We start from the raw sequence: 23,253 nt of genomic DNA, 5'->3' as shown, positions 1-23,253 counted from the left end.
CCTCCTCGATCAGCCGCCCGATGCCGCCATCGCGGGCCCAGGCGACGTGGCGGCCTAGGCGCGCGCGGGCGCGGCCCGCGGCCGATCGGTTCTCGGGGAGTTCGGCAGGCATACGTGAGGTCTCTTCTTGTGTCGGTCGGAGCGCGGCAGCGCCGGTCGGCGTCCCCGTCGTGGGGTTCGCCGACCGGCGCTGGTCGAACTTAGTGCCCGGGCATGGGGGTCACCGCAGGGTCAGAAACCCAGGCGGATGACGCGGTTGCCCCACGTGTCGGACATGTACAGATCGCCGGAGGCGTCGAAGACGACCTGGAAGGGGCCGACAAAGTCGGAGGTCCCGGCACTGGCGCCGGTCACCTCGTAGCTCATCGTGCCGCTGGTCGACATCCGCACCAACCGCTGACGTCCGGTGTCGGCGACCCAGATGTAGCCGTCGGGAGCCACGGTGACGCCCCACGGCACGGCGAAGGGCCGCGTCGACCCCGCCGGCTTGGTGATCGGCGTGCCCCAAGTGCCCGTCGACGGCTTATAGCTGACGATCCGGTTGTTCTTGGTGTCGGCGATCCAGATGGTCCCGTCGGCGGCAGTGTCGACGCCGGTCGGCATCTGCAACTGGCCGGTGCCGGTGCCGGTGGTGCCGTAGGACGTGATGTAGGTCAGCGAGTCGCTGTTGACCTTGAAGCGCTCGATCCGGCCGTTGCCCGAGTCGGCGACCAGCAAGGTGCCGTCCTTGTCGAAGGTCAGACCTTGCGGGAAGGTGAAGTCGCCCGGTGCCGAGCTGCGCTTGCCCCACGCCCACAACTGGGTGCCGTTGTTGCTGAACACCTTGATCTCGTGGCTCTCTCGGTTGGCCACGAAGACGTTATTGGTGCCCGGCTGGACAGCCACGCCCCACTGGAAGTTGAGGCTGCCGACCTCGCCGCGGATACCCCGCTTGCCCCAGGTGAAGAAGTTGCCGCCGCTGAGGTCGGTGCGGATGATCCGCTGGTTCCACCAGTCGCTGGCGAAGATGTGCCCGAGGCTGTCGAGCGCCAGGCCGCGCGGGCTGTTGGCGCCGGTGTTCTTGGCCGCATTGCCGAACAACTGGCGCACCTTGGTGGCGCCAGACGTGGTGTAGGTGTACTCCTTCAGGGCGAAGTCCCACTCGTCCGCGATGATCAGCTTCTTGTCCGCGGTGACCTCGATGCCGCGGGGGTCGGTGAACACGCCGGTCCCGCCGATCTGGAAGAGGTAGGCGCCCGTCGTGCCCGAGAAGGCCTGAATGCGGCGGTTGCCGTCGTCGGTGACGAAGACGACCGAGCCGTCCGGGGTGACCGTGATGCCGCGGGGGTCGCCCATGAACTGGCCGTTGCCGGTGCCGACGCTGCCGAAGCGGCGCAGCTCGGTGAGGTTCTTGTTGTAGACGACGACCTGCTTGTTGCGGGCGTTGACGACGTAGACGTCACCATTGGTCTTGTTGACCTCGATCTGGCGCGGCTGGTTCAAGGTGGGGTCCACCTTGGTAGCGAGCCAGGTGCCCGAGGTCGTGAACTTCTGGATCCGGTTGGCATCGATGGTGTAGATGACCTCGGCGCTGGCGCCGCCGGCCCCGATGCCGGGGCCGTCCGCGATGCCGTAGATGGCCGTGAACTGGCCGTTGCCGGTGCCCTTGGAGCCGAAGGTCTTGGGGTTCTTCAGCGTGCTGTCGTACTTGACGATGCGGTTGTTGGGCGTGTCGGCGACCCAGACATTGCCGCTGCTGTCGGCCGCGAGGGCACGGGCCGCGGCGAGTTCATCGGTTCCGGACCCGCGCGTGCCGCCGGCCTGGTAGTCGATGGCCGAGGTGGCCCGGTTGACGCCGAAGATGCTGTAGCGGCCCGGGTCGACCACGTAGTAGTGGGTCGGGGTGCTGGTGACGTCCACGGGGTACATGTCCGCCGGCGCGTAGCCGTAGAGCGTGCTCTTGTACTGCGGCCCGGTGCCGGGTGGCGGGGTGTTCTTCAGGGTGTACTTGAGGATCCGGTCGTTACCGGTGTCGGAGACGAAGACCGTGCCACCCGAGACGCTGACCGTGCTCGGCGCCTTCAAGCTCTTGCCGTCGAAGGAGGTGATGGTGTTGGTGATCGTCCCGGCCGAGTTGATGATCTGGACGCGGTTGTTGACCGTGTCGGCGACCCACACATCGCCGTTGACGTCGACCGCGGCGCTCTCCGGCCCAGACAGGCCAGGGGCGATGGCGCGGGTCGCGGCGAAGCCGGCCGACTTGGAGTAGCTCAGCTCGATGAGGCGGTTGTTGCCAGTGTCGGCGACCATGATCTGGCCCGTGGCCTGGTCGACGCTGACACCGCGCGGCTGCTTGAGGCCGCCACCGGTGTAGGAGGCGATCTGAGTGCGCGAGGCCACATCCCAGACGACGATCCGGTTGTTCAGGGTGTCGGCGACGAAGGCGAGCCGGTCACTGTTGCGGATGCCGATGGCATACGGCCAGTAGAACTGCCCGGTGCCGCTGCCCTTGTCACCGAGGCGGATCTTCTGGTCGCTGCAGCGCGCCGGGAAGATCTGCAGGCGCGACTGCTTGGTGTCGGCGATCCAGCGGTCGCCGGTGGCCGGGTCGACAGCCAGCCCGCGGGGCCAGTTCAGCGAGACGGGGCGCGAATCGCGCTCACCGCAGGAGTCGACGATGGCGCCGTCGGGGGTCATCTGGACAATCCGCTGGTTGACGGTGTCCATGACATTGAGATTGCCCGTCGGGCCGACGGCGACGGCGCGAGGCTCGTTAAAGGCAGCGGTCGACGTCAGGGGCGGTGGGGTGCCACCGATGGTCTGGGCGTAGGAGAAGCCGGTGCTCGTGCGGGCGAAGCGCACCAGGCGCCAGCCCCACAGGTCGGCACCCCAGACGTCGCCGTTGCTGGCGACGGCGACCCGGCGCAAGGTGGTGAAGCTGCCGGTCTGGCTGTAGGTGCCGGTGGTGCCAAAGGAGGTGCGGTAGGAGCCGGAGGTAGAGAAGATCTGGATCCGGTTGTTGTTGGAGTCGGCGACATAGACGCTCTCGCCCCAGACCGGGTCATTGGCCACGCGCACGCCGTAGGGGTTCTTGAACTGACCCGGCGCGCTCCCCTGGGTCCCCCAGGTGCCCAGACAAGTGCCCGAGGAGGAGAACTTCAGGATGTTGTTGTTGGTGTAGTTGGCGACATAAATATTGCCCGCGCTGTCGGCGTCCGCGTCCCGGACCGCAGCCAGACTGCACGAACCGCTCTCGCCGATGGCGGACTGCTGCACGCCAGAGGTATCGAAGATGCGGATCTTGCGCTTGAGCGCGTCAGCGACGTAGATCTTGCCGTCCTTGTAGGTCAGGCCGATCGGGGAGCCGATCTTGTCCGTGGACGGACCCGTCCAGGTGCCGAGCGTGGCACCGGTGCTGCCCGAGAGCTTGATGACCCGGCTCAACGCCGCATCGCCGACATACACGTCGCCGCTGCTGTCGATCGCGATGTCGCGAGCGTTCTCGGCCTCGTCACCGTCGGTGGTGCCACCCGAGACCCGCCAGATCAGGGTGCCGGAGGCGGAGAACTTCGCAATCGAGTCGTTACCGGTGTCGGCGACCACGAGGGTGCCGTCCGGACCGACCTCCAAACCGGAGGCATAGACCGTGGCGTGGCCGGGGCCACCCAGCACGGTCGGCGTGGGCAGCGTCGCCGCCTGCGCCATGGGCGCGGTCGCAGCGAGCACACCCCCTGCACCGACCACACCAGCGGTAGCACCGGCGAGGAACCGCCGGCGCGCGCGCGAAATCGTCATGGACGTCTTTCCACCCTTCGAAAATCAAGCATTGGCCGCCGTCGATGATGACATACCCCGCTGACGACGTGGAATTACGGAGATCGCACCCCGCGCGCTACCATAGCGCGGGGGCTTCCGCAAGCGGAACGACGGCGGTCAGTTGGCGCCAGCCCACAGCATCCATATCCACGAACGTCGGGGGTCTCCCTTGTCCTTGCGCGCGCGCATCACCACCTCTTTGGGCGTCTCGGCCGGCGTCGCCCTCGCCCTGGGCCCCGGCCTCGCGGCGGCACCGGCATCCGCGACCACCATCAGCCCGGTCTTCGAGCGCACCATCGGTGGGCCCGGCCACGCCGGACTGTATGCCTGGGGCATGGCCACTCAACTCGATGGCACCATCCTGGTCGGTGACTACTGGAACTACCGGGTGCTGCGCTTCAATGCGGACGGCACCCCGGTCGGACCCGGCGGCGTCTTCATCAAAAACAACGGCAACGGCGCGAACCAGTACTACACGCCCTACGGCCTGGGCATCGACCCGAGCAACGGCGATGTCTACATGGCCGACACCGACAAGTACCAGATCGACGTCTACTCCAAGGACGGCGCCTTCCTGCGCTCGTGGGGCGCCAAGGGCACCGGCCCCGGCAAATTCCTCTACCCCTCCCGCGTGGTCGTCAACAGCCTCGGCACGGTCTTCACCGCGGACACCTGGGATCACAACATCGTGATGTCGGACCGCAACGGGACCGAGATAAAGCAGTTCGGCACGTGGGGCGTCGCCAACGGCCAGATGAAGTCCCCGCACGGCCTGGCCCTCGACGCGAGCGACAACCTCTATGTCGTCGACACCGGCAACTGGCGCATCGACGTCTTCGACAAGAACGGCACCTTCGTGCGCACGTGGGGCACCAAGGGCTCCAAGCTCGGCCAGTTCCAGGGCGACATGCGCGGCATCGCGGTCGACAAGGTCAACGGCTGGGTCTATGTCGTCGACGGCGAGGGCAACCGGGTCAACAAGTACGACCTCATGGGCAACTTCATCACCCGCTGGGGCTCGCTCGGTAGCGGCCCCGGCCAGTTCGCCGACGGCGGCCGCGAGGTCACCGTGGATCAGCAGGGCAATGTCTGGGTCGCCGACATGCCCAACTTCCGGGTCCAGAAGTTCAGCCCCACCGGCGCGGCGCTCATGCAGTACCCCAACCCGGCGCAGCCCCCCGTCCCGGGTGGCTTCAACGCCCCGCGCAGCGTCGCTGTCAACGCGACCGACGGGACCGTGGCCGTCAGCGACACCTACAACTGGCGCATCGAGACCTTCACCAACGCCGGCACCTTCACCAAGGAGTGGGGTGGGCGCGGGCGCGGACCGTACTTGTTCAACTACGCCCGCACGGTGGCGTCCAACCCGGTGAACGGGGACTGGATCATCACCGACACCGACAACGGCCGGATCGCCGCCTACACCAAGGACGGCGTCTACAAGTGGTCGACCGGCACCGCCGGCAAGGGCGGGCTCGGCCAGTTCCGCAACCCGCAGTCCGTCACGGTCGCGCCCGACGGCACGATCTATGTCACCGACTCCAACAACCAGCGCATCCAGGTGCTCGACAGCAACGGCAACCTGCTGCGGATGTTCGGCTCGGCCACCGACTTCGTCTACCCGCGCGGCATCACCGTCGACCCCGTCGACGGCACCTTGTGGGTCAGCGACTCGGCCAAGGACCAGATCACCAACTGGAGCACCGCGGGCGTCAAGCTCAAGACGCTGCCGATCGCCAAGGGCACGGCCGACAACGCCATCAGCGGCAGCTTCGGCATCGCTGCCGACGCCGAGCGGATCTATGTCGCCGACACCCCGACGCACAGCGTGAAGGTCTACACCAAGGCCGGCGTCTTCGTCATGAAGATCGCTCAGCGCGGCACCGTCAAGGGCAAACTGCTGATTCCGGACGGCATCGCCGTGGACAAGGGCAAGCTTTACGTCGCCGAAGAGGGCAACGAGCGGATCTCGGTGTTCAACCTCAACGTCAAGTAGCTTCCGCGACAAACCGAAGGCCGGGCGCGCAGTGCGCGCCGGGCCTTCGGCCTTCTCGACCTGTCGTCGGCGACCGCCGCCGAATCACGAGCCGTAGACAAGCACCCGGTCGTTGTTGGTGTCGCTGACATAGATCGCGCCGCCGACGGCGGTGATCGAGGTCGGCTTGCTGATGGCCTTGCCCGCGGCCGTGGTGATGGTCTCGACGATCGTCCCGGACGGGGTCGCGATGACGATCCGGTTGTTGCCGGTGTCGCCGATCCAGTAGTTCCCGTCGGCCGCGCGGGCCACCCCCTCGGGCATCGACAAGCCGGCCGGGGTGATCGTGGAGACCGCGGCGAAGCCGGCCGCCTTCGAGTAGGAGAGCGTCACGATGCGCGCATTGCCGGCGTCGGCGACGACGAGATTCTTTGTGGCGGCGTCGACAGCGATGGCGCGCGGGGACTTCAGGCCGGTGTAGGTGCCCAAGGCGGATCGCGTTGCGACATCCCACACGGTCACCCGGTTGTTCTGGGTGTCGGCGACGAAGGCGAGGCGGTCGCTGGGGCGGATGGCAATGGCATACGGCCAGGTGAACTGCTGCGTCGCGGTGCCGACATTGCCGAGGCGGTAGGTCTGCAGCCCGCACTTGGTCGGGAAGATCTGCAGACGCGACTGCTTGGTGTCGGCGATCCACCGGTCCCCGGTCACCGGGTCGATCGCCACGCCACGCGGCCAGTTGACCGAGATCGGCCGGTAGTCGCGCTGCCCGCACGCACCGAGCACGGTGCCGGACTTGGTCATCGTCACCACCCGCTGGTTGACGGTGTCCATGATGTTCAGGTTGCCGTCGGTGCCCACGGCGACCGCGCGGGGCTCATTGAAGACGGCCGAGTTGGTCAGAGGCGGAGCCTGGCCGCCGATGGTCTGGGCGTAGGCGTAGCCCGTGGCGGTCCGGTCGAAGCGCACCAGGCGCCAGCCCCACAGATCCGCGCCCCAGATGTCACCGTCCGGGGCGACGGCCACCCGGCGCAAGGTGGTGAAGGTGCCCGTCTGGTTGAAGGCGCCCGCCTTGCCGACGACGGCCTTCAGGGCGCCGGTCTTGGAGAAGACCTGGACACGATCGTTGTTGGAGTCGGCGACATAGACGACCTCGCCCCACTTGGGGTCCCTCGCGACCCGCACGCCATAGGGGTTCTTGAACTGGCCGTTGGCCGTGCCCTGGGAGCCCCACGTCGTCAGGCATGCGCCGGTGGGCGAGAACTTGACGATGTTGTTGTTCTTGTAGTTCGCGACATAGACATTGCCCACCGCGTCGGCATCGGCGTCGCGCACGGCCGACAGATCGCATGCCCCAGTGGCGGTGAAGACCTGCAATTGCGTGCCATTGGCGTCGAAGACGCGCACCTTCTTCTTGGCGCCGTCGGAGACGTAGATCTTGTTCTTCTTGGCCGTGATCCCGATCGGCGACCCGAGCCGGTCACCGGATGGGCCGTTGAACCACCTGATCGTATGCCCGTCCACCGGATCGAGTTTGATGATCCGGAACTCCGCGGCGTCCGCGACATAGATGAAGCCATTGTCGTCGACGGCGATATCGCGCGCGTTCTCGGCCTCATCCCCCTCGGCAACACCGGCCGGGACCCGCCAGAGCAACTTCCCGCCGGCGGTGAACTTCGCCACCGAGTCGTTGCCCGTGTCGGCGACCACCAAGGTGCCGTCCGGAGCGACCTCCATCCCGGAGGCATAGACCGTCGCATGGCCCTGGCCACCGAGCACGGTCGGTGCCGGGACGCCGCGCGCCCCGGCGGGTGCCGCAGCCGCAGTGGCCCCGAGGCCGGCCACGCCCACGCAGGCCCCAAGCATCAATGAATACGTTCGCACAGCTTTCCCCTTGAGATATCGGGCGCCGGATTGCCGGGCCGCGGCCCAGCGTACCGGCTGGTCACGGGCCGACGGCCTCGACGAATCGTTGGCCACTGTCCCAGGTCGTGGCTACCATGGCGGGGACCCGCTGCCCGGGAGGCAGCACCAACGACACGCGGACCATCTCCGAATGATCTGGGGGAGCTTGCCATGACCACACCCATTCGTCGCCTCAGTCTCCTGGCGACAGCCATAACCACCGCCGCCGGGCTCGTCGCCGGCGCCCAAGTCGCCACGGCCGCCGACCCCGGTGACTCGGCCAAGGGGACGATCAACCCGACCTTCGAGCGCACCATCGGCGGTCCCGGCCACGCCGGCCTGTATGCCTGGGGCATGGCCACCGGCAAGGACGGCAACATCATCGTCGGGGACTACTGGAACTACCGCGTCCTGCGCTACAGCCCGGCAGGCGCCTCGCTCGGCGTGCTGATCAACAACAGTGGCAATGGCGCCAACCAGTACTACACGCCCTACGGGCTCGGCGTCGACCCGCGCAATGGCGACATCTATATGGCCGATACCGACCGCTACACCATCGATGTCTACTCCGCGGGCGGATCCTTCCTGCGCAGCTGGGGCGCCAAGGGTACGGGCGCCGGCAAGTTCCTCTACCCCTCGCGCGTGGTCGTCAACAGCCTCGGAACGGTCTTCGTCGCCGACACCTGGGATCACAACATCGTCATGTCGAACACCTCGGGCGCGGAAATCAAGTCGTTCGGCGGCTTCGGGTCGGCGAACGGCCAGATACGCAGCCCGCACGGGTTGGCGATCGACGGTTCCGACAACCTTTACGTCGTCGACCCCGGCAACTACCGGATTCAGGTCTTCGACAAGAACGGCACCTTCCTGCGCAAGTGGGGCTCGAAGGGCTCCAAGGCCGGCCAGTTCCAAGGTGACATGCGCGGCATCGCCGTCGACAAGGCGCGCGGTTGGGTCTATGTCGTCGATGGGGAGGCGAACCGAGTCAACAAGTACGACCTCAACGGCAACTTCATCACCCGGTGGGGATCGATGGGCGCCGGTCCCGGCCAGTTCGCCGACGGCGGCCGCGAGATCACGGTCGACAACTCCGGCAATGTCTGGGTGGCCGATATGCCCAACTTCCGCGTGCAGAAGTTCAGCCCGACCGGCCAGTACCTCATGTCGGACCCGAACCCGCCGCAGCTGCCGCCGGCCGGCGGCTTCAACGCCCCGCGCGGGGTCGCCGTCGCCAAGGACGGCACGGTGGCCGTCTCGGACACCTACAACTGGCGCATCCAGACTTTCTCGGCCACCGGCGCCTTCCAGAAGCAATGGGGCAAGCGCGGCCGCGGTCCCTACCTGTTCAACTATGCGCGGGCGATCGCCAGCAACCCGGTCACCAACGACTGGGTGATCACCGACACCGACAACGGCCGGATCGTCGCCTACACCAAGGACGGCACCTACAAGTGGGGGTCGGGCGAGGCCGGGACCACGCCGGGCAAGTTCAAGAACCCGCAAGGTCTCGCCGTCGCCAACAACGGCAATATCTATGTGGCGGACTCGAACAACTACCGCGTTCAGGTCCTGAACTCCAATGGTGGACTGGTGACCACCTTCGGCACCAACGCCCAGTTCAGCTACCCCAAGGGCATCGCCATCGACCCGGTGGATCAGTCGGTCTGGGTCGCCGACAGCGCCAAGGCGGCCATCACGCACTGGAGCGCGTCGGGTGCCTACCTCGGCAAGCTCGCTATCGGCCGGGGCACCGCGGACAACCAGCTCTCGGCGCCCTATGGCATCGCGATCGACAAGGAGCGGGTCTACGTCGCCGATGTGCCCACACACAAGGTCAAGGTATGGACCAAGTCGGGCGCGTTCGTGACCAAGATCTCGCAGCGCGGGTACGTCGCGGGCAAGCTCTACCAACCCGACACCCTGGCCATCTATAACGGCCGGCTCTACATCATGGAAGAAGGCAACGAGCGGGTCTCGGTCTTCAACCTGAACACGAAGTAGCCCGACGCCCCGTCTCATCATCCGAACGACGCGCCGACTGTGATGTGAATCACAGTCGGCGCGCCGTTTTGACATTCCGAGAGTCTGCGCATGTGACGTGCGAGTAGCGCGTCAGGTCGCCGGTGAGCGAAAGCGGCGCCGTCCGGTCTTGGGCAGCACGCGAGCGCATTGATCCCCTGCGCCCCGATTCGCTATTGTGCTCGACGCCGTTCCCGGGAGCACGTACCGCGGCGCGGCTCTCCGCACACGCCCCCCACACATCGGACAACGCACGCGCCGTCGGACTTCTCCAGGCGCAGCGGTCCGGCCGACCCCACGGAGTAGACAGTGCCGTCACGCCCGCTCGCCTGCCTCAGCGCCGCCTGCGCCCTGATCGCCTCGGTGGGGGTCGCCTCCGGCGCCCAGGCCGACGGGACCGAGATCTATGTCGGACCGGCGGGCAGCGCAACCGGTCTCGGGACCCTCGCCTCGCCACTGGCCACCGTCCAGTCCGCCGTGGATCGCGCCACCCCCGGCACCACCATCAAGATCCTCGCGGGGACCTACACCGGCGCGGTCAAGATCAAGACGTCGGGCACGGCAGCCGCACCGATCCGCATCACCCCTGCCGGCAATGGCCCGGTCACCTTGACCTACGCCTCCAAGCCGCAGGCGTGCAGCAACAGCCAGCCCGCGGCCGATCGCACCATCACGATCGCCAATGGTGCCGACTACTGGCAGATCGACGGGCTGGCAATCCACAACGGCATCTGGATCGCCGGCAAGAAGTCGAATGTCGCCTACAGCTGGCTGACCAACCTGGTCAAGGCCAATGACTACCTCACGCGGCGCGCCGTCCCGGGTCACGGCTCCCGAAACCAGCCGGCGACCGCGAACACCATCGCCTATCTGCGCACCGTCACCGGTGCCAGTGATCTGGACTCCGCCGACGGGATCAGGATCATCGGCAACACGATGACCGGGCGAGGCATCTATGGCGCACTGGCCAGCAATGGCGTCATCGCCGACAACACCATCTCGCAGATCCCCTGCGGCATCGGGCCGGGAATCTGGCTGATGACCTTCAGCAACAATTGGACGATCGCCGGCAATGACATCAGCGATATTGCGATCTCGACGGCCGCTCATTACATGCAGGAGGGCATCCGCCTCGGCAGCGCCGCCGACTACAACGAGGTCACCGGCAATATCGTGCACGACCTGCCCGGCGACGGCCGCGGCATCAATACCGATGTGGATGCCAGCTGGAACGACTTACACCGCAACACGGTCAGCAATGTGGCGATCGGCTACAACGACCAGATGTCCGGCTGGGGCAACCGCTGGGAGTACAACACGGTCTCCGGCTACCGCACCTATGGCTTCGGCTTCCGCTTGATGGATGCCCAACTGGCGACCCCGTCGTATGCCAGCAGCTCCAACGGCCCGATCGTGCGCTGCAATGTCACCACCGGCGCGGTCGGCAAGGCCAAAGCACTCGGCGTCGGCGGGATGATGAATGGCACCTTCGTCGGCAACCAGATGCCGCTGATCTGGCTGAGCAAGAACCTCCAGACCTACTGGTCGGCTCAAGGCAATACCTGGAACGGATCGAGCCTGCTGCCCGGCACCACGCCGGCGCTCTCCTCGGCCGGCTGCTGAACGAACGCAGCGCCCCAGAACGATAAGGCCGCCCCGGGGATATCCATCCCCGGGGCGGCCGCACGCGTTGAGGGGGCGGCTCAGCCCTCGGCGGGGGGCTTGGAGGAGCCGTTCCAGGTGTTGCCCTGCTTGGCCCAGTAGCCGGGGACATAGGTGCCGAGCATCACCTTCGGGAAGGTGTTGGCGTTGAAGCTGCTCTTCATGACCGCACCGATGCCCAGGGCGGGAGCGCCGGACACCGGTGAACTGCAGGTGTTATTGCTGATCGTGGACATATTCGTGCTGCTGTTCAGCGACGGCGTCCGCAAAGTCGCGTCCTTGAGCCGGAAGCCGAAGCAATAGGTGCGGTACTTGCTGGCGCGATTGCCGACCCACGTGTTGCCCCAGCCCGCCATCTGGTCGTTGAAGCCGATCGCGACATTGGTGGCGATGTTGTTCTGGAAGAGGTTGAAGCTGCCGTCGACATCGGTGTTGAACGCCCGTCCGTCGCCGGGCAGGTCGTGCACGGTGTTGCCGACGATCCTGTTGTAGTTCGCCGCACTACCGAAGCGGATGCCCTCTTGCATGTAATGCTTCCAGGTGGAGGCGGCGATCTTGGAGATGTCGTTGCCGCTGACCTCCCAGAAGTTGCTGAAGTTCATCACCCACACGCCCGGCCCGGTGCCGCACAGGATGTTGGTGATCGTGTTGTCCTTGACCACGCCGTAGTTGGCCAAGGTGGCATAGATCCCGCGCCCGGTCATCGTGTTGCCGATGAACTCGATGTGCTCGGACGGGTCGAGGTCGGCATGGAGGAGGTTGGCGAGATAGGGAACCGCGCCCTTGGCCGCGACCGGATCGTTCTTGGACGTCCCCGGCACTTTCCGGCGGGGCTCCCATTGACCCTTCTTGGCCAGTCCCGCGTGCCATGCGTAGGTCTTCCCGGTGCCTTCGCCATTGATGTAGACGCCGTTGACGATGGTCAAGCCGGTGAAGGTCCAGTAGTCCGCACCGCCGCTGACATTGATGGTCCGGCGTGAGGAGGGCTGGCGAGCCCCGCAGCCATCCGGTGCCTGCGCCGATGTCACGGTCACCGGCCCGTCGCCGGCAGCCGTGACGGTGATCGGTGCCCCGGCGCTGCCGGAACTGCGGATCTCCAACTCCTGGGAGTAGGTGCCCTTGTGCAGGCGGATCGTCGTCCCCGGTGTCGCCCGGTCGATCGCCTCCTGGACGGTGCGCAGGGGCGCGTCGGCCGTGCCGGAGTTGGCATCCGAACCCGTGGTGGCCACATCGAGAGTGGCGCCGCCGGCGGCGGCCGGGGCAGCGGCATACGCCACGCCCAGGCCGCCGACGAGAACGGAGCAGGCCAGGCCCGTCAGGGGCCGCATCGTCATCGACGTCGGCATTGACCGGGTCCGACTCAGCAGGAGCTCGGAGCGAAGGTCTTCGGCGGGGCCGACTTCGTGCCATTCCAGGTGTTGCCGTACTTGCCCCAGTAGACCGCGACATTCTTCCCAACCTGCGCTGTCGTCCACGCGTTGCCGGCGTAGGTGCCGTACATCGTGCCGCCGACGCCGAAGGACTTGGCGGTCCCGACCGGCTTGCTGACGACATTGCAGGTCATGTTGATCTTGTTGGCGCTGGAGTTGTAGGAGGGCAGCGTGAGCTTGCCGTCCATCAGACGCACCCCGAAGCCGTAGGTGCGGAAGCTGGTGACGCTGTTGTTCTTCCAGACATTGCCCCAGCCGGACATCTGGTCGTTGTAGCCGATCGCGACATTGGTCGCCTTGTTGCCGCTGAAGGTGTTCCAGCTGCTGTCCACGTCCGTGTTGTAGGCCCGGCCGTCGCCCGCGAGGTCGTGGACGTTGTTATTGGTCACCGAGTTGTAGTTGGAGGAGGTGCCGAGGCGGATGCCCTCCTGCATGAAGTGCTTCCAGGTGGACGGGGCGATCTTGGAGACGTCGTTCTTGGTGACCTGCCAGCCATTGGAGAAGGTGATCAGCCAGACTCCGGGGCCGGTGCCGCACGCGACATCGGTGATCTTGTTGCCCGACACCACGCCATAGGAGCTCATCCGGAAGAAGAGCCCCTTCTTGGTGATGGTGTTGTTCAGGAATTTGATGCCGTCCGCGGAGTCCAGGGTCGGGGTCTTGGTGACCGTGCGCAGGTAGGGGATGACCTGCTTGGCCGCAGTGGGGCTGTAGCTGCCGGCGCCGGGAACCTTGCGGCGGGTCTGCCAGTCCCCCTTCTCGACGAGGGTGTTGTGCCAGGTGAACGCATTGCCGGCATCGGAGCCGGTGGCATAGACACCGTTGACGATGTTCAGGCCCTGGAAGGTCCAGTAGTCGGACCCGTCGATGATCAAGATGGTGCGCATGCCATCGGGCTGGTTGCTGCTGCATGCCGGCATCGGCTGGGTCGAGGTGAGGGTGACCGCCCCGTCACCGGCGTTGGTCACCGTGATCGGAGCGCTGGCCGTCCCCGACTTGCGGATCTTGATCTGGCCGTCGTAGACGCCCTTGTGGATCTTGATCGTGGTGCCGGCCACGGCCTTGTCCACGGCCGCCTGCACCGTGCGCAGCGGGGCCGACGGGGTGCCCGGGTTCGCGTCATTGCCGGTCACGGCGACGTCGATGGTGGTGCCTGCGGCCGACGCCGGCCCTGCAGTGAGCGCCAAAGGCGCGGCCACGAGGGCGCTGCCCGCGACGCCGGCGGCCAGGGCACGGGTGGGGAAGGAAGTGGATTTCATGGGGGATCTGCTTCTCACTGTGTGACGACGAGGTACACATCGGCCCCGCACTCACCCCTGCGGTGAGTCCCTGAAACGTCGCAAAGTGACGTCAGGACGGGCGCGACAGAGCCCGAGTGTAGTCACTTTTGCGTAACGACCGACAATCGGTCCGGCGTGGCGGCTCAGCCGCCGGCGCTCACCGTGACACCGAGGTCGCTCGATACCTCGCGCAACGCCTTCTCGGCGTCGGTGCTGGACAGATCGATCAACAGCGGGCCGGCGACCGACGCCCCGGTGGCAACCGGCGTGGTCGGGGCACTCGCCGCGACGGCCGACCCCTCCTTGAGCCTCAGTTGACCAGTTCCCGTCGGCCACACGGCCGCGAGCGTGCCCGAGGGGCCAACGATCAGGACACCGGTGCCACCGTCGAAGCCGACCCCACGGATGGCGGTGCTCGCCCGTAAGGCGGCGGCATACCGCGCGTAGACCTGACCGGAGGGCAGTTCCTGGCCCTCGGGTGAGACCAGACCGCGGAAGATCTCGACCTTGGTGGCGCCCCCGGGCGTGTAGGCGAGGGGCAGGTAGACAACCGGGCTGACCTGCGCCGCAAGCAAGCTCCCGATCAGTCGCGCGGTCTCGGCGCCGTGGATCTGCTCGGTGTAGCCGTCACCCGGCCAGGCGGTCCCGATCTCCCAGCCCTGGACCGGCAGGGGCCGGGTCAGGTGGCGCTGGATGTAACTGAGCAGGGTCGGCAGCAGATCGGGGTTCTCATAGAAGTGGAGTTGGTAGGCCGTCACTGCACCGGAGTTGACCGCCTCCCAGTTCGCGGCGACCATCGCGCGGACGCGTTTGGCGCGCCCATCCTGCAGCAGGGAACGTAACTCATCGACGGAGCCGACCACCGGGAAGCGCGCGGTCCCGGTGTCGTGCCGCCGGTCATACCACCGCTGGTAGAGCTCGAGGGCCTCCTGGTCGTGGCCGGCGTCGAGCAATTCCCCGGCCAAAGCGATGCCATACCCGGTGCTGGAGATGCCCGCGTCGAGGATCGTCGCCTGCGGGTCGGCTCGGCGGATCGCGTCGGCGGCGAGCTTGACCGTTTGGACATAGTCCTGCGGCGAGCCCTGCCAGAAGTTGTTGGCGTCGACTTCGTTCTCGATCGCCCAGATCTTGACGCCGCGGGGGCTGTAACGCGTGACCAATTTGGTGACGAACTGTTGGTAGGCGGCCGGGTCGTCGGGCAGGCTGCTGGGCCGCTTGCGAGTGCCCTCGGCGGGATCGAGTTGCTCGGGTCCGCCGGAGCAGCCGCCCACCCGGATCTTGACCATGAGCCGGTAGCCCATCTGCTGCGACTTGGTCAGGATGCGTTCGAGTTGGCGGAAGCGATTGGCCTCGGGCGAGTCGCGGACCGCGCACCATTCGACCTCGAAGAAGGTCTCCCCCCAGCCCACCTTGCTGGCGAACGCCAGCGGCGGTTTGAGATTCCAGTTCCACTTGATCCCGATGTCGGCGGCTCCGCCCTCGAGCACAACCGGATTGGCTGTCCCGATGGTTCCGCTGGCCGTGGGCGTCACGCTCGCCGGGCTGTCACAGCCGGCGGTCACGGCCAGGATCAGCGCCGCGGCGATCCCTGCCATCGCCTTGCGCGTCATGGGTCAGTCCTCTTGATCGGGCGCGCCGACGGCGCGGGGGTAGCCGTAGCGCCCCAATAGCGGTGCGGTCAGCCCTGAGACGACACGGACCTCGCGTCGGTTCATCGCCGTCGCCCATTCGTTGTCGAGGCGCACCGGCGTGGGACCGGCCGACATCCGGGCGGGGTTGCCGGCGACCGTGTGATTCGGCGGCAAGTGCAGTCGGCCCTCGTCATCGACGACCCGGTCGGCGCCGGTGTGCCCGACGAAATCCGCGAGCAGCGCGATCGTCTCGGCCGGATGCGCGGCGAAGGTCTCGTAGCGCACCCGGGTGTAGTTCTGCGAGCGGCGCCAGGCTCGCTCCAGCCCGGCATTCCAGGCGGTCCAGAGAACGGAGGATTTCACGACCCCCCGCTGCTCCATCAGGCCGGGCCGGCCGCGGTCGGGCTGCTCCTTGGTGCGCTTCCACGAGAAGGCGGCCGCCCGCGGGTCGCGCACGAGGTGCACGACATCGAGGGTCAGGCCGTCGACGCCGGCGAGCACGCCGGCATACGTCGGCAGCTTGGAGGAGTCGACGACCAGCGAGGCACCCGAGACGGTTGCGATCGCCGCGTAGAGCGGGCGCAGCACGTCGGCGAGATCCGCCGGCGCCTGACTGGCCTCGGCGGGCGAGCGCAGGAAGCCCGGCAGGGTGCGCAATTGCGTCACCTCGGTCAGGCGGCGATGCACCTCGTGGGCGTTGGGGACGTCGGTCCCGTATGCCGTGTCGAGGACCTGCTGCCAGAAGGGGCAGTTCGCGAACCGCTGGCCACATCCGCACAGCCGGTTCTCGGTGATCCCGCGCTCCCAGAGGTAGCGCACCTCACCGACGCTGACCGCGTCATCGAGCGCGCCGAGGGCGTTGGCGACGACGGTGCTTCCGCTTCGGCCGGTCCCCCCGACATAGAGAACCCGGACCTGGGAGTCACTGGGCATGACGGGCTGGCTCAGTCCTCTTGGGTGTAGTACTCGTCGTCGCTGCCGGCGCGGCTGCGACGCAGCACCTCGGGGATGGCGAGCAGCAGGATGGCAAGCGCGAGGCCGATGAGGACGGCCGAGACCGCGCGGCGCAGGACGCTGGTCTTCCAGTCCAGCGGCGTGACATCGGTCGAGATCGACTCGGCGACGCTGGCGGCCTTGCGGGCGTTGATGTCGCCGAGGGCCTGGGTGCGGGCGGCGAGGCCCTGACGAGCGTTGTCAACGGCATACTGCGGCGCCGCGAGCTCGGCCTGGGCGGCGGTGATCTCTTCGGCACGCTTCTGCGCGGCCTTGAGAGCGTCCTCGATGGGCTTGGTGGTGACGGTGTCGGGGCGACCCTTGGCCGTGGCCAGGGCGACGCGCAGCGAGGTGGCCTCGGATGTGGCCGCTTGGTACTCACGGTCGGGGTTGGTCACACCGGTCGACTTCTGCACCTTCTCCAACTCGGCGAGGGCGGTGTCGAGGGTGCTCTTGGCCTCGGTCTGCGCGACGCGCGCCTGGTTGAGCGCGGGAGCGAAGGCGGCGTCCTGCATCGCGGCGGGGGCGGCCTGAATCACTTTGTCGACGACAGCCTGGTCGCTGTCGGAATAGGAGACGTGCACCAGTTCGGTGTCGGCGATCCGGTTGGCGGAGAGGGTCTTGCCGACGCGGTCGGCGCTCACACCTGCGGCCTGCGCGATCTTGGTGACCACCTCGTCATTGGTGGCGGCGTTGACCAGCGAACCGGCTACGAGGTTGATCGAGGCGACGGTCGGGTCACCGATCGGGTTCGTCGCGCGCAGGTTGACCGAGCTCGTGTACTGGGTGCCACTCGGCGCATTCAGGCCCAAGACGAGCAGCAAGGCAGCGACCGGAATGATCACCAGCAGCCAGAGGCGGCGACCAAGGTGCGCCAGCAGTTCGCGTAGTTCCATCGGGGTGACACAACTCTTTCACGAGGATTGACGATTGCTCTCACATAAGAGACGGGGCTTAGGCCCGCCATCTCGTCATCGATCCTGGCCGGGCGCCCCGACCGACTACGATACACCCCGGCCATGGGGCGGCCGTCCGCCTCCTGACGTCCACGCCGCCGCTCGGAAGGTTCTATCCACCGTGAACTCACGCAACCGGCCCCTGCCGCCGCTCTTCGTCGTGGGGGCCCCGCGGTCCGGAACGAGCCTGGTCTACCGCGCGCTGGCCCTGCATCCGCAGGCCGCCTGGGTAAACAACTACCAACGGCGTCTGCCTGGGGTGAGCGCCCTGGCGGCGCTCAACCGGGTGGCCGGGCGCCGCGCCGACCAACGGCGACGGGTGTGGTTCGGCGAGGACGGCGACAACGCCTATCGGTACAACTCCCGTCGGTCCCTGGACGAGCGGCTCTTCCCGCAGCCGGTCGAGGGCGAGCCGCTCTTCGAGAAGTGCGACGTGCCCGAGGCCTGGGAGGGAGGCGAGATCACCGACCGGCAGCGGCAGTTGGCGCCCTTGCTGGCGGCGACGACGCGACGCAGCGGCGGCACGGTGCTCATCAGCAAGCGCATTGGCCACAACCGCCGAATCGGGTTGTTGCACAAACTGATTCCGCAGTCCCGCTTCCTCGATGTGACCCGCGACGGTCGGGCCGTCGCCTATTCGCTCAGCCGCGTCGACTGGTGGCCGGATATGCCGGTCTGGTGGTATTCCGACCGCACACCGACGCAGTGGGCGGCCGAGGGCAAGGACGCGCTCGAATTGTGTGCCCGGCACTGGGTCGAAGAGACCAAGGCCATCGAGTCGGGCCTGGCCGATGTGCCCGCCGATCAGGTGCTGCGGATCCGGTATGAGGACCTGGTCGCCGCCCCGATGACGGTGCTGCCTCAGATCGCCGGGTTCGCCGGGCTAGACCCCGCAAACCCGACCTGGCTGGCCGAGCTGGAACGCATCCGCTTCCCCAACAAAAACGCTGCGTGGGCGGCCGAGGTCCCACTCGAGCAGCAGGCGGCCCTGGCCCACCTCGAACCCCAACTGACTGCGATGGGATACCGCTGAGATGACCTTGCCCCCCGCCTTCATCCTCGGCACCGGCCGGTGCGGGTCGACCCTGGTGCACGAGCTGATCGCTCGCCACCCCGCGACCGGCTTCGTGACGAATCTGGACGACCTGGGCATCAGGCAGGGCAACGCCCAGCAGCTAACGCTTTGGCGACGTTTGCCGGCTGCCGTGAGCGAGAAGGGTCGGGCCCGGCTCGCACCGAGCGAGGGCTATCGCGTGCTCTCCCGTGAAGTCTCCCCCATGCTCGTGGACCCGGCCGCCGATCTGACCGCGGCCGATCTGACTCCCTGGCTCGCCGGGAGGCTGCATACCTTCGTCGAGAAGCGAATGGCCGGCCTGGACTCCGCCGAGGTCTTCCTGCACAAGTTCACCGGCTGGCCGCGCGCGCGGTTCCTGGCGGCGGCCTTCCCCGATGCGCGTTTCGTGCACATCGTCCGGGACGGCCGCGCGGTTGCGAACTCCTGGTTGCAGATGGACTGGTGGAAGGGCCACCTTGGGCCCGCCGGCTGGCACTTCGGAGAGCTCTCCCCCGAACTCGACGCCGCCTGGAGCGCCGCCGGCCGCAGCCAGCCCGCCCTGGCCGCCATTGCCTGGCGGCTCCTGGTCGATGCGCACGAGGAATGCGCGACCGAACTCGGCGAGCGGTGGCTGACGGTGCGCTATGAGGACGTGCTCGAGGACTCGACGACACAGTTGACGGCGATCCTGGAGCACATCGGGCTCAGCTACACCGAGGCCTTCGAAGCGGGCATCGCGCGCTATTCGCTGACCTCGGGCCGCAAGGCCGCCTACCTGCGCGATCTGTTCCCCGAGCAGGTCGCCGACATGGAGTCGGTCGCCGGCGCGCAACTGACGCGCTACGCCTACGACCTGAGCTGACACCCGGTCCGGCACCGGCGCGGGGGTCAGTAGGCGCCGTCGGCCTTGACGACCGCACGGACGGTGCGGATCAGGATCATCACGTCGAGCACGGGTGACCAGTTGTCGACGTACCAGAGGTCCAGCCGCAACGAGTCTTCCCAGTTCAGGTCGGACCGACCGCTGATCTGCCACATGCCCGTCAGGCCGGGGCGGACCTTGAGCCGGCGCAGGGCGTCGGGCTCGTAGGCGTCGACCTCGCGAGGCAGCGGGGGGCGGGGCCCGACGAGAGACATCTCGCCGCGCAGCACATTGATCAGTTGGGGCAACTCATCCAAGGACAATCGGCGCAGGACGCGGCCGGGCCCGGTGATGCGCGGATCCTGCTTGTGCTTGAAGAGCATCTGGTTGACCTGCGGATGAGCGTTCAACTCCGCCAGGCGCGCCTCGGCGTCAACCACCATCGTGCGGAACTTCAGCATCGGGAAGGTGCGGCCCTCCTCCCCGACACGCTGCTGGACGAAGAAGATCGGGCCGCGGTCGTGCACCCAGACGGAGGCGGCGATGAACAACCAGACCGGGAAGGAGACAATCAGGATGCCCAGGGAGCAGACGATGTCGATGGTCCGCTTGGCGAAGGCGTCGAAACCGCCGATCGTCGGGCCCTCGACGTGCAGCAGGCTCATACCCGCCGCCGGGCGCAGCGTCAGTCGGGGCGCGGCCACCTCGTTGATGCCCGGGTGCACGAACAGGTCGACACCCATCTCCGACAACGCCCAGCCCAACCGGCGCAAGGCCTTGCCCGAGAAGGAGGCGTCGGAGGCGACGACCACGGCTTCGGCACCCGTGTCGCGCACGGCGAGCAAAGCGGTTTCGGGCCCTCCGTAGAGAGGGACGTCGGCCAGCCAAGACGGATCCGGCAGGTCGGACGCGCAGGCACCGACGATCCGCATCCCGGTCGACATCGGGTCGTTCTGAATCTCGGCGATCATGTCGTGCACGGCGAGCCCGCGGCCGACGACGATGGTCGGCTGCAGGGCATGGCCGAGGTGCCGAGCGCGGGCGAGCCGGCCGCGCAGGACGCGGCGGGCGAGCAGGGTCAACACGAAGGTCAGCGGGACGACGATGAAGAAGAGCGCCCGCGACATCCGCCAGTTCAGCGCGATCAGGCCCACTGACAGCAGAGCCAGCAGGATGACCAGCGCCCGGCCGATGGCGCGGTACTCATCCAGCCCGATGCCGAGGTTGTTGGCGCGGTAGGCGCCAGAGCGGGCGCAGGCGAGCACCCACACAAACGGAACGACCGCGGTCAGGAGCGCGACGCGCAGGTTGGGGATGCCGCCATACCGGAAGAGATCGGCCGTCGTGCACGCGACGAGGGCGGCGAGAAAGTCACTGATGATGACGCGGGCGCGATAGCGGGCGCGCCACCCGCGGCCCGGGCCCTCGGTGTCACTGCGGGGATGGGCCCAGTCCGGCACATGCCAGAAGGCGGTCGACGCACTCGGGCGCACTGCTGTCGAACGCGGGGGTTCGGAAACGGACGACGTCGCCGATTCCTCCGCGTGGATGGCCCCACTCACGCATGCCTCCCGCATACAGAAAGGTTGTCGACACCGACCCCAACCGATGCCTTGAGCTGTGAAGCATGGGACAGACGGGAGGCGGGAGCTGTCTTGTTACCAGACGGACGGTACCGCACCGGGCCCATATCACGATAGGTAGGTCGGGAAAGTCCGCCACGCCGCCGCGGATGCCGCATTCTGCAGCAGCATCTGCGGGGCGCGACATGACGGGATTTCAGGCCTCGGCGGCGTCGTCCGCGACCTCGGGCGCCTCGTCGGCAGCATCCTCTTGGGTGCTCGGCTCGGCCTCGGCGTCCGCCTCGGCGAGCTCGGCGTCCAAGGCCTCCTGCGAAATCATCGCGGAGATGTTGACGACCAGTGCCTCCGGGTCGCCCGCGAGGCTGGCGCCGGCCGGCAGGGCGATGGCCCCGGCGTGAATCTGCGTCCCGGCTTCGAGACCCTCGATGTCGATGACGATGCTCTCGGGGATGGCCGTGGCCTCGACCTCGACCTGGAGAGCCGGGTGCTCGACGGTGACCACGGTCTCGGCGGCGGCCTCTCCGGTCAGGTGGACCGGGACATCGACGGTGACCTTCTCGCCGCGTCGGACAATGACCAGGTCGACGTGCTCGATAACGGGCTTGATCGGGTCGCGCTGCACGTCCTTGGCGAGCGCGAGCTGCTCCTCGCCCTCGACGATCAGGGTGAGCAGGGCGTTGGGGTTCTTCAGCGCCATCATGGTGTCGTGGCCCGGCATGGTGATATGCATCGGGGCGGTGCCGTGGCCGTAGACGACGGCGGGCACATTGCCGGCGCGGCGGATGCGGCGGGCTGCGCCCTTGCCGAACTCGGTGCGCTTCTGGACGTCGAGGCGGTTGTCGGTGGACACGAGGGCATCTCCTTCGGCGTGGCGCGCGGTCTCCCGTCGCACCGGTTTGCGGTGGCGGCCCAGCGACGAGCGCGTGGCGGCGCGTCATCATCGGGCACCACCGCGTCGATCACGAGCGGCCCGCGGGCCGCCCCTCGCCGAGGCATTGACGCGATTCTACTGGCCGGCAGCGGTGCTCGCGAAATCGCGGACGGCTGCCGAGGTCATGCGTAATCGCCGAGCAGCGAGGTTACCGAGCCGTCCTCGAACACCGCCCGGATAGCCGCCGCGACCAGCGGGCCGACCGAGAGCACGGTGAGTTTGTCGAAGTGCTGCTCCGGGGTCAGCGGCAAGGTGTTGGTGACGACCACCTCCCGCGCGACGCTCTCGGAAAGCCGGCGCACCGCGGGGTCGGAGAAGATCGCGTGCGTGGCGGCGATCACCACGCCGGCCGCGCCGGCGGCCATACAGGCCTCGGCGGCGTTGCAGATGGTGCCACCGGTGTCGATCATGTCGTCGGCCACGATGCACACCCGCCCGGACACGTCACCGACGACGCGGTTGGCGACCGAGATATTGGGCCGCGAGGTGTCGCGGGTCTTGTGGATGAAGGCCAGGGGGGCGCCGCCCAGCCGGCGCGACCAGTGCTCGGCGACCTTGATCCGGCCGGCGTCCGGCGAGACGATCGTCAGCGCCTCGTCCTTGTATTTCTTGGCTACGTAGTCGCTGAGCACCGGCAGGGCCATGAGGTGGTCGACGGGGCCGTCGAAGAAGCCCTGGATCTGGTCGGTGTGCAGGTCGACGGCCATCAGCCGGTGCGCGCCGGCGGTCTTGAACAGATCGGCGACCAGGCGGGCCGAGATGGGCTCCCGTCCGCGGTGCTTCTTGTCCTGGCGCGCATAGCCGTAGAACGGCATGACCACGGTGATCCGCTTGGCAGAGGCCCGCTTGAGCGCATCGACCATGATCAGTTGCTCCATGATCGCTTCGTTGATCGGGGCGACGTGCGACTGGATGACGAACGCATCGCAGCCGCGCACCGACTCCTGGTAGCGGACGAAGATCTCGCCATTGGCGAAGTCGTAGATCTGGGTAGGGACCAGCTCGGTCTGCAGCAACACGGCGACCTCGCCGGCGAGATCGTGTCCGGCGCGCCCGGAGAAGACCATCAGGTGCTTGCGCGTCTTCTTCACGATGGCACTCATCGGGTCGCCTCCTCGGTCGCTCCGGCGGCGGCATCGGCTTGCGCAGCGAGCGCCGCCTCTGCGGCGGCCGCCGA

General features: G+C 67.5%; 15 protein-coding genes. 5 read left to right on the top strand and 10 right to left on the bottom strand.

Annotated features, from left to right (window positions below; all coding sequences use genetic code 11):
- Window positions 1-231 precede the first annotated feature (231 nt).
- Window positions 232-3,774 (bottom strand): hypothetical protein, encoded by a 3,543-nt coding sequence (locus PKH97_RS03080; RefSeq protein WP_324385936.1) that lies wholly within the window; start codon window positions 3,772-3,774, stop codon window positions 232-234.
- Window positions 3,775-3,964: 190 nt separating this feature from the next.
- Here PKH97_RS03080 and PKH97_RS03075 point away from each other — a divergent pair, with 190 nt between their 5' ends.
- Window positions 3,965-5,791 carry a 6-bladed beta-propeller gene (locus tag PKH97_RS03075; RefSeq protein WP_324385935.1) on the top strand — a complete coding sequence of 609 codons (1,827 nt, stop codon included), beginning with the start codon at window positions 3,965-3,967 and terminating at the stop codon, window positions 5,789-5,791.
- Between the two features lie 84 nt (window positions 5,792-5,875).
- Here the strand turns inward: PKH97_RS03075 and PKH97_RS03070 are convergent, their stop codons facing one another.
- Window positions 5,876-7,654 (bottom strand): hypothetical protein, encoded by a 1,779-nt coding sequence (locus PKH97_RS03070; protein WP_324385934.1) that lies wholly within the window; start codon window positions 7,652-7,654, stop codon window positions 5,876-5,878.
- Window positions 7,655-7,846: 192 nt separating this feature from the next.
- Here PKH97_RS03070 and PKH97_RS03065 point away from each other — a divergent pair, with 192 nt between their 5' ends.
- Entirely contained in the window at window positions 7,847-9,676 is a 1,830-nt protein-coding gene (locus tag PKH97_RS03065; RefSeq protein ID WP_324385933.1) for a 6-bladed beta-propeller, read from the top strand.
- Between the two features lie 327 nt (window positions 9,677-10,003).
- Window positions 10,004-11,317: a hypothetical protein gene (locus PKH97_RS03060; protein ID WP_324385932.1), complete on the top strand. Its 1,314-nt coding sequence runs from the start codon at window positions 10,004-10,006 to the stop codon at window positions 11,315-11,317.
- An 80-nt stretch (window positions 11,318-11,397) separates the two neighbouring features.
- Here the strand turns inward: PKH97_RS03060 and PKH97_RS03055 are convergent, their stop codons facing one another.
- The 5 genes from PKH97_RS03055 to PKH97_RS03035 form a co-directional block, all read right to left on the bottom strand.
- A complete protein-coding gene (locus PKH97_RS03055) occupies window positions 11,398-12,690 on the bottom strand; it encodes a right-handed parallel beta-helix repeat-containing protein (RefSeq protein ID WP_324385931.1) in 1,293 nt (430 codons plus the stop codon).
- Between the two features lie 26 nt (window positions 12,691-12,716).
- Entirely contained in the window at window positions 12,717-14,045 is a 1,329-nt protein-coding gene (locus tag PKH97_RS03050) for a DUF1565 domain-containing protein (RefSeq protein ID WP_324385930.1), read from the bottom strand.
- A 164-nt stretch (window positions 14,046-14,209) separates the two neighbouring features.
- Window positions 14,210-15,676, bottom strand: coding sequence for a hypothetical protein (locus tag PKH97_RS03045; protein WP_324385929.1), 1,467 nt, complete (start codon window positions 15,674-15,676; stop codon window positions 14,210-14,212).
- Window positions 15,677-15,679: 3 nt separating this feature from the next.
- Complete coding sequence (locus PKH97_RS03040) at window positions 15,680-16,630, bottom strand: sulfotransferase (protein WP_324385928.1); 951 nt, start codon at window positions 16,628-16,630, stop codon at window positions 15,680-15,682.
- Between the two features lie 11 nt (window positions 16,631-16,641).
- Window positions 16,642-17,586, bottom strand: coding sequence for a hypothetical protein (locus PKH97_RS03035; protein ID WP_324385927.1), 945 nt, complete (start codon window positions 17,584-17,586; stop codon window positions 16,642-16,644).
- Window positions 17,587-17,767: 181 nt separating this feature from the next.
- Here PKH97_RS03035 and PKH97_RS03030 point away from each other — a divergent pair, with 181 nt between their 5' ends.
- The gene (locus PKH97_RS03030; RefSeq protein WP_324385926.1) at window positions 17,768-18,679 is read left to right on the top strand and encodes a sulfotransferase; all 912 of its coding nucleotides are present in this window, start codon (window positions 17,768-17,770) and stop codon (window positions 18,677-18,679) included.
- 1 nt (window position 18,680) lies between these two features.
- Window positions 18,681-19,562, top strand: a complete 882-nt coding sequence (locus tag PKH97_RS03025) for a sulfotransferase (protein WP_324385925.1) — start codon at window positions 18,681-18,683, stop codon at window positions 19,560-19,562.
- Between the two features lie 26 nt (window positions 19,563-19,588).
- Here PKH97_RS03025 and PKH97_RS03020 read toward each other — a convergent pair whose 3' ends face one another.
- The 3 genes from PKH97_RS03020 to PKH97_RS03010 all read right to left on the bottom strand — a co-directional run bounded on the left by PKH97_RS03020 (window position 19,589) and on the right by PKH97_RS03010 (window position 23,179).
- Complete coding sequence (locus tag PKH97_RS03020) at window positions 19,589-21,124, bottom strand: sugar transferase (RefSeq protein WP_324385924.1); 1,536 nt, start codon at window positions 21,122-21,124, stop codon at window positions 19,589-19,591.
- Window positions 21,125-21,341: 217 nt separating this feature from the next.
- Window positions 21,342-21,995, bottom strand: coding sequence for a 50S ribosomal protein L25/general stress protein Ctc (locus tag PKH97_RS03015; RefSeq protein ID WP_324385923.1), 654 nt, complete (start codon window positions 21,993-21,995; stop codon window positions 21,342-21,344).
- Window positions 21,996-22,198: 203 nt separating this feature from the next.
- Complete coding sequence (locus tag PKH97_RS03010; RefSeq protein ID WP_324385922.1) at window positions 22,199-23,179, bottom strand: ribose-phosphate diphosphokinase; 981 nt, start codon at window positions 23,177-23,179, stop codon at window positions 22,199-22,201.
- Between the last annotated feature and the right edge of the window lie 74 nt (window positions 23,180-23,253).

The organism is Nostocoides sp. (assembly GCF_035343835.1).
Taxonomy (GTDB): Bacteria; Actinomycetota; Actinomycetes; order Actinomycetales; family Dermatophilaceae; genus Nostocoides_A; species Nostocoides_A vanveenii.
Note: the sequence above shows the minus strand (reverse complement) of the source record. Positions and strands in the feature narration are given on the sequence as shown.

Coding starts and splice junctions, on each gene's coding strand:
- PKH97_RS03080 (WP_324385936.1), bottom strand. CDS start 3,774: ATGACGATTTCGCGCGCGCGCCGGCGGTTCCTCGCCGGTGCTACCGCT.
- PKH97_RS03055 (WP_324385931.1), bottom strand. CDS start 12,690: ATGACGATGCGGCCCCTGACGGGCCTGGCCTGCTCCGTTCTCGTCGGC.
- PKH97_RS03065 (WP_324385933.1), top strand. CDS start 7,847: ATGACCACACCCATTCGTCGCCTCAGTCTCCTGGCGACAGCCATAACC.
- PKH97_RS03050 (WP_324385930.1), bottom strand. CDS start 14,045: ATGAAATCCACTTCCTTCCCCACCCGTGCCCTGGCCGCCGGCGTCGCG.
- PKH97_RS03010 (WP_324385922.1), bottom strand. CDS start 23,179: ATGAGTGCCATCGTGAAGAAGACGCGCAAGCACCTGATGGTCTTCTCC.
- PKH97_RS03045 (WP_324385929.1), bottom strand. CDS start 15,676: ATGACGCGCAAGGCGATGGCAGGGATCGCCGCGGCGCTGATCCTGGCC.
- PKH97_RS03035 (WP_324385927.1), bottom strand. CDS start 17,586: ATGGAACTACGCGAACTGCTGGCGCACCTTGGTCGCCGCCTCTGGCTG.
- PKH97_RS03025 (WP_324385925.1), top strand. CDS start 18,681: ATGACCTTGCCCCCCGCCTTCATCCTCGGCACCGGCCGGTGCGGGTCG.
- PKH97_RS03040 (WP_324385928.1), bottom strand. CDS start 16,630: ATGCCCAGTGACTCCCAGGTCCGGGTTCTCTATGTCGGGGGGACCGGC.